The 8,541-nt window shown below is 48.8% G+C and carries 8 protein-coding genes and 3 pseudogenes; 3 read left to right on the top strand and 8 right to left on the bottom strand.

The annotated features are described in order from the left end of the window. Window positions 1-339: 339 nt before the first annotated feature. The 8 genes and pseudogenes from BM210_RS33775 to BM210_RS33750 form a co-directional block, all read right to left on the bottom strand. Complete coding sequence (locus BM210_RS33775) at window positions 340-1,044, bottom strand: response regulator transcription factor (RefSeq protein ID WP_091177056.1); 705 nt, start codon at window positions 1,042-1,044, stop codon at window positions 340-342. A 336-nt stretch (window positions 1,045-1,380) separates the two neighbouring features. Next, on the bottom strand, window positions 1,381-1,536 hold the full coding sequence (locus tag BM210_RS33770; protein WP_091177055.1) for a carbon storage regulator: 156 nt from the start codon (window positions 1,534-1,536) through the stop codon (window positions 1,381-1,383). Window positions 1,537-1,660: 124 nt separating this feature from the next. Beyond that, window positions 1,661-2,149 (bottom strand): S-layer homology domain-containing protein, encoded by a 489-nt coding sequence (locus tag BM210_RS33765; protein WP_091177054.1) that lies wholly within the window; start codon window positions 2,147-2,149, stop codon window positions 1,661-1,663. Next, window positions 2,150-2,194: pseudogene (locus BM210_RS36485) on the bottom strand (S-layer homology domain-containing protein); the annotation flags it as partial. 18 nt (window positions 2,195-2,212) lie between these two features. Beyond that, window positions 2,213-2,350: a hypothetical protein gene (locus tag BM210_RS35280; protein ID WP_177238173.1), complete on the bottom strand. Its 138-nt coding sequence runs from the start codon at window positions 2,348-2,350 to the stop codon at window positions 2,213-2,215. Window positions 2,351-2,414: 64 nt separating this feature from the next. After that, window positions 2,415-2,624, bottom strand: coding sequence for a hypothetical protein (locus tag BM210_RS33760; protein ID WP_091177053.1), 210 nt, complete (start codon window positions 2,622-2,624; stop codon window positions 2,415-2,417). 281 nt (window positions 2,625-2,905) lie between these two features. Next, the gene (locus tag BM210_RS33755) at window positions 2,906-3,610 is read right to left on the bottom strand and encodes a response regulator transcription factor (protein WP_091177058.1); all 705 of its coding nucleotides are present in this window, start codon (window positions 3,608-3,610) and stop codon (window positions 2,906-2,908) included. Between the two features lie 7 nt (window positions 3,611-3,617). Next, window positions 3,618-5,765, bottom strand: a complete 2,148-nt coding sequence (locus BM210_RS33750) for a sensor histidine kinase (RefSeq protein WP_091177052.1) — start codon at window positions 5,763-5,765, stop codon at window positions 3,618-3,620. A 523-nt stretch (window positions 5,766-6,288) separates the two neighbouring features. Between BM210_RS33750 and BM210_RS36480 the strand changes: the two are divergent. The 3 genes and pseudogenes from BM210_RS36480 to BM210_RS33740 form a co-directional block, all read left to right on the top strand. Further along, window positions 6,289-6,360 (top strand): annotated as a pseudogene (locus BM210_RS36480) (S-layer homology domain-containing protein); the annotation flags it as partial. 3 nt (window positions 6,361-6,363) lie between these two features. After that, complete coding sequence (locus tag BM210_RS33745; protein WP_256224223.1) at window positions 6,364-6,513, top strand: hypothetical protein; 150 nt, start codon at window positions 6,364-6,366, stop codon at window positions 6,511-6,513. Further along, window positions 6,497-8,541, top strand: a pseudogene (locus tag BM210_RS33740) (S-layer homology domain-containing protein); the annotation flags it as partial. The gene BM210_RS33745 and the pseudogene BM210_RS33740, both read left to right, overlap by 17 nt.

Here is an 8,541-nt window from a genome sequence, read left to right as displayed (position 1 = left end):
ATCATGTTGCTGTAAGTAGTCCATTTCGTCGGTGCGTAACTTCTTGCCCAGCATGAGCATATTTCGAATAGATGCTAAACTCGACTGATCCTTCGTCGCGCGTGCGTCCTTGCATTGCTGCATCGCTTTGAAATAATCACTGACCGGCTGCACGGATTTTACATTCACGCCATTCCCCCCTAATTACAAATATCGTCACATGCAACGATGCCTTGGTCCAAGTATCTGGTTGTATATACCATCTCCCATGACAGCTAGCTTTTCTTCGTCAAAAACCTACAAATATTACTTCTAATTTATCATGGTAGATTGCTCTAAATATGAAACTTAAAGAAATCTTTAAGTTCGCACTTGCAACGCACTTCTGGCAACCAGCATATATCCGGACCCCCGAATCGTAATGATTCTTTCAGGATTGGCAGGGTCAGCCTCGATTTTTTTACGTAAATTACTGATGTGTACAACGACCGTTCTCGTATCCTCCAGACTCTCCATTCCCCAGATGAGCTGAAATAACGCATCGACACTGACGACACGATTAACGTTTTGTGCCATATAGGACAGTAGACTGAACTCTTTTTTCGATAAAAAGATGGTTTCACTACCCATGATGACGGACTGTGCGTAGAAATCCAGCGTCAAACCCGGTAACTCCAGCAGTTGTTCCCTTCTGCCCGTCGACACTCTGCGAAGGTGAGCCTTGATCTTGGCCATGAGTACTCCCGGACTGAACGGCTTGGTCACATAATCGTCGCCGCCATAGGATAATGCGCTGATTTTCACCTCGTCCTCCTCACGACTGCTCAGAAACACGATCGGCGCATTCGTGTAGTTACGTGCGTTCCTGCACCAATCAATGCCGTTTTCATTAGCCAGCAATACATCCAGTATAATCAAATCCGGCTCGAACGACGCAAGCAGCTTCATGGCTTCTGTCCCGTTGTGGCTATACGAGGATATGAAACCCTCCCTCTCGCAATACACCTGAACAATCTCGCATATATGGGGATCATCATCGACGATCATAATTTTGTGCGTGTCCATCACACCGTCACCTTCCTTCATTTATAATACAAGGAAGCGATACATAGAAGATCGACCCCGTCTTGCCGTCGCTCTCCGCTCGAACCATCCCTCCATGTCCTGACCAACCACACCGGCTTCTGCTAGCAGTTCACCATTAACCCATAATTTATACGCATGAGAGATGGTAGGTAGCCGCAGATCAAGCCGCTCATTCCTATCCTGCTCGCTAAGTTGGATGACCACCCGAAAGGTTGCAAAGCCTGTACCGTTCAGCTGCTGACCATCTAACCGATAGCCTAGCCAGGAGCTCGGGATGCTGATCCAGCGGTCATGATTTCCGTCCCTTGCTTGTGCTTATTCTTGATTAAGCAATTCTCCGCGAACGATAGAGATATCTTTTGGCGCTTCAATAGCCAAGCGTAAGTGCCCCTCTCTACTTGTAATTACCTTTATGATAATTCTTTCGTTGATCACTATGTATTGTCCGGGTTTTCTTCCAACGACCAGCATCAGACTCACTCCTTTACCGTGAAGGATCTTTATGTGATTTGAACATCTTTTACGAGAATTATCATAATTCGTTCAATTGAAGTTTCCGAGTTGCTTCCTGCAACAGTAACTCTCTTATTTGTAACTATTGGTTGTATACTTTTAGGGTCAAGTTGCCCATTTCCTTTTTTAGTGACACCCCGCTAGCGTTAAGAAGAACGTCGCCAACGATCGTCTCATGCCCAGTTTCAGGTCCATATACGCCTGCTTTAACATATGTGACTGTGACGCTCAGTGCACGATCAAGTATGACGATCATTTCGGCGCGGGTCATGATTTTATCGTATCCAAGCGTACCGTGGTCATAACCGTTATATATCCCTTTAGCAACGATTGCACCAATCATTGCCTTGCTCCAATCGGGAACTTGAGCGGCGTCTTTAAATTTGCTCAGATCGACACTCGCGGAAGTGTCCAGCTTCAACAGCTTAGCAATCATCACAGCCACTTTCTGGCGTGTGACCTTATGCAAAGCGATTGCGACTTGCTCGTAATCCCATCTTTGTGAATCTACATCTCTTACTATCACTTCTGACTTGTCATTCAATCCGAACGACCGGTTCACCAGAGCCATGGCTTCTGCTCTTGTGATCGCAACATCCGGTTTAAATGAGCCATCCCGTAACCCTTAACCTTTTCAAATCCAATCCATCAGTTGTTTCTCCGCCCAATGCCCATGGACGTCTGACTTTGTACCCTCGCTTGCTGCGTAGGCAGCAGGGAGGGGCAAGCTCAGTAGCAAAGCTAAAAACAAGCTGACCATTCGCCTTTTCATAGAGTTTTTCCTCCTTGTATTTTATCATGGTAGATTAGCCCGTTAATGAAACTCAAAGAAAACTTTAAGTTCGTGCTCGAGATAAAGCATGCCAAAGAAACAGATTACAAAGATTATTGGCTGTAAGAACTTCAATATCCGCCAGCGGCTTGATCGTGTTTAGATCGGCATGCAGCACATTCGCAACATACTGAATTACATTCAGGTACCCCAGTGCATCAATAATTTTCAGTCTCCATTTATCACTAATTTCGTATGCAAAAACAACCTCCATCTCCACTTTATCATAGGTGGAATTGGAGGTTGTTTTACATGAAGTCTGGGATCCTCTCTCTCATGCAAACACTTTTGGGGACAATGTGGCAGACTTGTGGCATGGGTTTCACTAGATAAGCAGCCGAGTCCATTGAGTAATTTAACGTTCATCGAAATATGAACTGTCCGCCTTATCTGTTTATGATACGGTTCAGCTCACTACACTTAAAGCAGCTTGCTTCTAAACCTTCTAGCTGTAGTGTGTTAGCGGCAGTCGTGGTCACACTACCAACCTTAACGCTATGTTCGCGCTTGCAACGCACTCTTGGCAACCAGCATATATCCGGCCCCCCGAATCGTAATGATTCTCTCAGGATTGGCAGGGTCAGCCTCAATTTTTTTGCGTAAATTGCTGATGTGTACAGCGACCGTTCTCGTATCCTCCAGACTCTCCATTCCCCAGATGAGCTGAAACAACGTATCGACAGTGACGACGCGATTAACGTTTTGTGCCAAATAGGACAGTAGACTGAACTCCTTTTTTGATAAAAAGATGGGTTCACTACCCATGTTGACGGACTGTGCGTAGAAATCCAGCGTCAAACCCGGTAACTCCAGCAGCTGTTCCCTTCTGCCCGTCGACACTCTGCGAAGGTGAGCCTTGATCTTGGCCATGAGTACTCCCGGACTGAACGGCTTGGTCACATAATCGTCGCCGCCATAGGATAATGCGCTGATTTTCACCTCATCCTCCTCACGGCTGCTCAGAAACACGATCGGCGCATTCGTGTAGCTACGTGCGTTCCTGCACCAATCAATGCCGTTTTCATTAGCCAGCAGTACATCCAGTACAATCAAATCCGGCTCGAACGACGCAAGCAGCTTCATGGCTTCTGTCCCGCTGTGGCTATACGAGGTTATGAAGCCCTCCCTCTCGCAATACGCCTGAACAATCTCGCATATATGGGGATCATCATCGACGATCATAATTTTGTGCGTGTCCATCACGTCCTCACCTTCCTTCTTCTCGAATACAAGGAATCGATACATAGAAGATCGACCCCGTCTGGCCATCGCTCTCCGCTCGAACCGTCCCTCCATGCGCTTGTACGATTTCCCTGCATATTGCCAGCCCGAGCCCGCTGCCCTCTACTCCCTTTTCCATGTCCGGTCGATCATACCTGTAATTGCGATCGAAGATTTGCTCAAGCTGCTCTGGAGGAATACCCGTTCCAGAGTCTTGCACACTTATGGTCGCATATCGGGTATGATTCGCCTCGTTCACAGCTAGTGCAATAGTCACCACCCCACCCCTAGGGGTGAACTTCATTGCGTTCGACACCAGATTGAACAACGCCTGCTCCAGCCTTTGCGTGTCCATCTCGACAACAGGCGAATTAGGTCCTTGATCGTTCACATCGCTGTATTCCAGCATGAAATCCAACCCTGCGTCACGCACAACCAGCTCATATTGTTCAAAAAAACCACGCAAGAAGTGAAACACATGAACCGGCTCCATTCGGTACGAGACTTGTCCCGTCTCCAAATGCGACAAGAAGGACAACTCCTCGATCATGCGGTTAATCCTTATCGTGTTATCCCGGATATACTTCAGGTACTGTTCATTGCGTTCCGGCTTGACCCTGTCCTGCACAGCTTCTACATAACCAAGCATGCTGGACAGCGGCATACGCAGATCATGCGTAATATAGGCAAGAAGCTTTTTTCTCCCTTGCTCGGAGTGAAGCAACCGGTCATACGAAGTGCGTAGATCATCATGAGCTGCGGATAAGGCCTGTGTGCGTTCCTGCACGGTCCGTTCCAAATTCATATTCATATCGGTCAGCTTGTTGTTAGCGTCCTGCAGCTCACGTGCAATCCTCTCCTCGTTCGATGCCGCCCTCGTAAATCTCGAAGAAAGCAGCATCATCTGTGCGATCGTAAACACCAACAGACCAAGTGGAGATGTATTTCCGATCAGCGACCATTCGTTGTAATATAAAAAATCGTTGATGACTGTAACAAAAGCAACTACCGACACCAACAGGAAGATCAGCGCTCCCTCCATACGCCACACAGCCGCTTGGACCAGCCCAATCATCAGATAAACCATATGCAGAACAAGCATTACACCGATCGCCAGTAACATTTTTGTATATATAATGGCAGGGGTCACCACAACAACGATACAGAAAACGCTGGTTACGATTCGCGTGCCAATATGAAACCAGCGCGACACATAATTCGGAAAAATGCTATCAAAGTACCCCGTCATGATATAACCAATGCTGCAAAGAATCAGGTACTCGATCTTGAACTGCAATCCCCATGGAAATGCTGGCCACAATTGTGTGAGCAAGAGCTCGCCGACCAGCAAGGATCGGATACCGGACAACACGGTGAACAGACCAAAATACAATGTAGCCCTGTCTTTGCGTCGCAGCATGAACAACAGCAGGTGATACACGCCAATCACCAGCAGGCTTGCGGTGATGAACATTTCTGCAGCGATTTTCAGATTTGTCCTGACCGTTAACACATCACTGCCGCCAAGCTCTATATACTTGGTGATGCCGCCTCGCTTATGATGGAAGTTGGCTACTTGCATAACCAGCTCCACCCTGTCATTCTCGGGCTGGAAGAACACCAGCTTCGTTACCAGCTGCGGTGTCACGCTGCTCTTGTCCTGACCAACCGCACCAACTTCTGCCAGTAGATCGCCATTAACCCATAATTTATACGCATGAAAGATGGTAGGCAGCCGCAGAGCAAGCCGCTCGTTCCGATCCTGCTCGCTAAGTTGGATGACCACCCGAAAGGTTGCATAACCTGTCCCGTTCAGCCACTGACCATCTAACCGATAGCCTAGCCAGGAGCTCGGGATGCTGATCCAGCGGTCATGATTTCCGTCCCTTGTCGAACGAATCTGTATATCCTCAGGCGACAGCAGTTCTTGCCAGTAGAACGCCCACTCCCCTTGTAACTTTAGCGGATTCTCACTGACATGAACCTGCGTTAAATCCAGAATGCCTTCTTTACTTTCGATCTTAGGGGAGTCCGGTGAAGAGATGACGGCATAGCTTGCAACCAAACCAACAACAACGGCAGCAGCTATATAAAGCAAGATCGTACGAGAACCGAATCGGAGAATACCCCTCATTATGAACCCAACCCCAATCTACAAGATGCGCAATAAGTAAGTTGATTATCTAAATAATATCATCATTAAAGGAAAATGTACCCTACAAATATCTGCGAGGCGTTGAACACAAACATCACGATGAGGTCCTTTTTTGAATGTAAGGCCACCACAAACACAGAAGCCCGAATACTAAATACATTCATGCTTCAATATACAGGTAAATGCAGCTCTGAAATATTGAGCTACACACAGCACTCCACATGCCCCGAATGCGAGGATCTGTTTCTTTGGCATGCTTTATCTCGAGCGCGAACTTAAAGTTTTCTTTAAGTTTCATTAATGGGCTAATCTACTATGATAAAGTACAAGGAGGAAAATCGCTATAATTTATCATACTTCAGGAGGAAAACCTCTATAAAAAGGCGAATGGTCTGCTTGTTTTTAGCGTTGCTACTGAGCTTGCCCCTCCCTGCTGCCTACGCAGCAAGCGAGGGTACAAAGTCAGACGTCCATGGGCATTGGGAGGAGAAACAACTGATGGATTGTATTTGAAAAGGTTAAGGGTTATGGGGACGGCTCATTTAAACCGGATGTTGCGATCACAAGAGCAGAATCCATGGCTCTGGTGAACCGGTCGTTCGGATTGAATGACAAGTCAGAAGTGACAGTAAGAGATGTAGATTCACAAAGATGGGAATACGAGCAGGTCGCAATCGCTTTGCATGCCGGGTATATTAGCGGCTATCACGATGAGAACGGGCAATAAGGTCACACGCCAGGAAGCGGCTGTGATGATTGCTAAGCTGTTGAAGCTGGACACTTCCGCGAGTGCCGATCTGGGCAAATTTAAAGACGCCGCTCCAGTTCCCGATTGGAGCAAGGTAATGATTGGTGCAATCATTGCTAAAGGGATATATAACGGTTATGACCACGGTACGCTTGGATACGATAAAATCATGACCCGCGCCGAGATGATCGTCATGCTTGATCGTGCGCTGGGCGTCAAAGTCACAGTTGGTGACCAAGGGATTACTAGAGTTGTCCATCTGGATGAAATAGTAGAGGGATTGTTTGCAGCAAGAATGAATTTTATCGGGGAAGTATCCTACGAAGGAGGAAAAGGAATGCGTAAAAAGATAAAACAGCTTATGGCCTGTGTTCTAGCTTTTCTGTTGATAACGGCACTGCTGCCTGAATGGCTCGGGGGGAAAGCCTATGCAGCAGATAGTTATATGATCAGCACGGTGGCGGGTACGGGTTCTCAAGGCTCTACGGGAGACGGAGGGAAGGCGACGTCGGCCAAATTGATCTTGCCGTATGGAGTGGCTGTAGACAGCGGCGGGAATGTGTATATAGCGGATACTTTTAACCATCGAATTCGGAAAGTAGATAATACGACGGGGAACATTAGCACGTTTGCGGGTACGGGTGTAGCTGGCTCTTCGGGAGACGGAGTAGCGGCGACGTCGGCCGAATTGAGGAGCCCGTTTGGAGTGGCTGTAGACAGCGGCGGGAATGTGTATATAGCGGATTCTGTTAACCATCGAATTCGGAAAGTAGATAATACGACGGGGAACATTAGCACGTTTGCGGGTACGGGTGTAGCTGGCTCTTCGGGAGACGGAGTAGTGGCGACGTCGGCCGAATTGAGAGGCCCGTCTGGAGTGGCTGTAGACAGCAGCGGGAATGTGTATATAGCGGATTCTGCTAACCATCGAATTCGGAAAGTAGATACGGCGGGGAACATTAGCACGTTGGCGGGTACGGGTGTAGCTGGCTCTGAGGGAGACGGAGGAGCGGCGACGTTGGCCGAATTGTGGGACCCGTCTGGAGTGGCTGTAGACAACAGCGGGAATGTGTATATAGCGGATAAAAATAACCATCGAATTCGGAAAGTAGATAAGACTACCCGGAACATTAGCACGTTGGCGGGTACGGGTACTTTGGGCTATTCAGGAGACGGAGGAGCGGCGACGTCGGCCAGTTTGAACCTGCTGTTTGGAGTAGCTGTAGACAGCAGCGGGAATGTGTATATAGCGGATACTAATAACCATCGAATTCGGAAAGTAGATACGACGGGGAACATTAGCACGTTGGCGGGTACGGGTGTAGCTGGCTCTTCGGGAGACGGAGTAGCGGCGACGTCGGCCGAATTGAAAAACCCGACTGGAGTGGCTGTGGTCAGCAACGGGAATCTGTATATAGCGGATCTTAATAATTATAAGATCCGGAAGCTGACGGTTGTTGCGCCAGCGCAAACGGTCAGCGCAGCCGCAGCGGCCCCCACTCCCGGAGTCGGTGTGGATGATGCGATCACGCTGACCGTGAAGGATACGTTGGGGAACACGGATACGACGTTCAGCGGAGCGCATGATGTGACGATATCCGGTTACCTGCAAGCGCCGAACGGATCCTATGGCAGCTTTAAAGAGACGGCCTTGACCGCGTCCCCGAACCCGATCAGCGTTACCTTTGCGAACGGGGTAGCCACGGCGAATCTGAAGCTGAACAAGGCGGCAGCGCAAACCATCAGCTTGAGCGTGTCTGACGTGGCAACGCCTGCGGCGAATACGCTGAGCATCACGCCTTCAGCGGGAAGTGCGGCTTCGATGGCGCTGACCACGGACGTTACGGCACCAGCCGGCAACGGAGGTGTGTTTGCGCAGCAGCCGGTCGTGACGCTTCGCGATGCTTACGGCAATACGAGCGTGAGCGACAGCACAACCGTAGTGACGGTATCGAAGAAGGATACGGGGACGTGGACGCTGACAGGAACAGCGACGGCAACGGCAAG

Origin of the sequence: Paenibacillus sp. 1_12, assembly GCF_900114475.1 — a bacterium.
Lineage (GTDB): Bacteria > Bacillota > Bacilli > Paenibacillales > NBRC-103111 > Paenibacillus_S.
This window is presented reverse-complemented; position numbering and strand designations above follow the sequence as displayed.

Excerpts from the sequence above, each read along its gene's own strand:
- BM210_RS33765 (WP_091177054.1), bottom strand. The coding sequence starts at position 2,149 with ATGGCTCTGGTGAACCGGTCGTTCGGATTGAATGACAAGTCAGAAGTG.
- BM210_RS35280 (WP_177238173.1), bottom strand. The coding sequence starts at position 2,350 with ATGAAAAGGCGAATGGTCAGCTTGTTTTTAGCTTTGCTACTGAGCTTG.
- BM210_RS33760 (WP_091177053.1), bottom strand. The coding sequence starts at position 2,624 with ATGGAGGTTGTTTTTGCATACGAAATTAGTGATAAATGGAGACTGAAA.
- BM210_RS33770 (WP_091177055.1), bottom strand. The coding sequence starts at position 1,536 with ATGCTGGTCGTTGGAAGAAAACCCGGACAATACATAGTGATCAACGAA.
- BM210_RS33750 (WP_091177052.1), bottom strand. The coding sequence starts at position 5,765 with ATGAGGGGTATTCTCCGATTCGGTTCTCGTACGATCTTGCTTTATATA.
- BM210_RS33755 (WP_091177058.1), bottom strand. The coding sequence starts at position 3,610 with ATGGACACGCACAAAATTATGATCGTCGATGATGATCCCCATATATGC.
- BM210_RS33745 (WP_256224223.1), top strand. The coding sequence starts at position 6,364 with ATGGCTCTGGTGAACCGGTCGTTCGGATTGAATGACAAGTCAGAAGTG.
- BM210_RS33775 (WP_091177056.1), bottom strand. The coding sequence starts at position 1,044 with ATGGACACGCACAAAATTATGATCGTCGATGATGATCCCCATATATGC.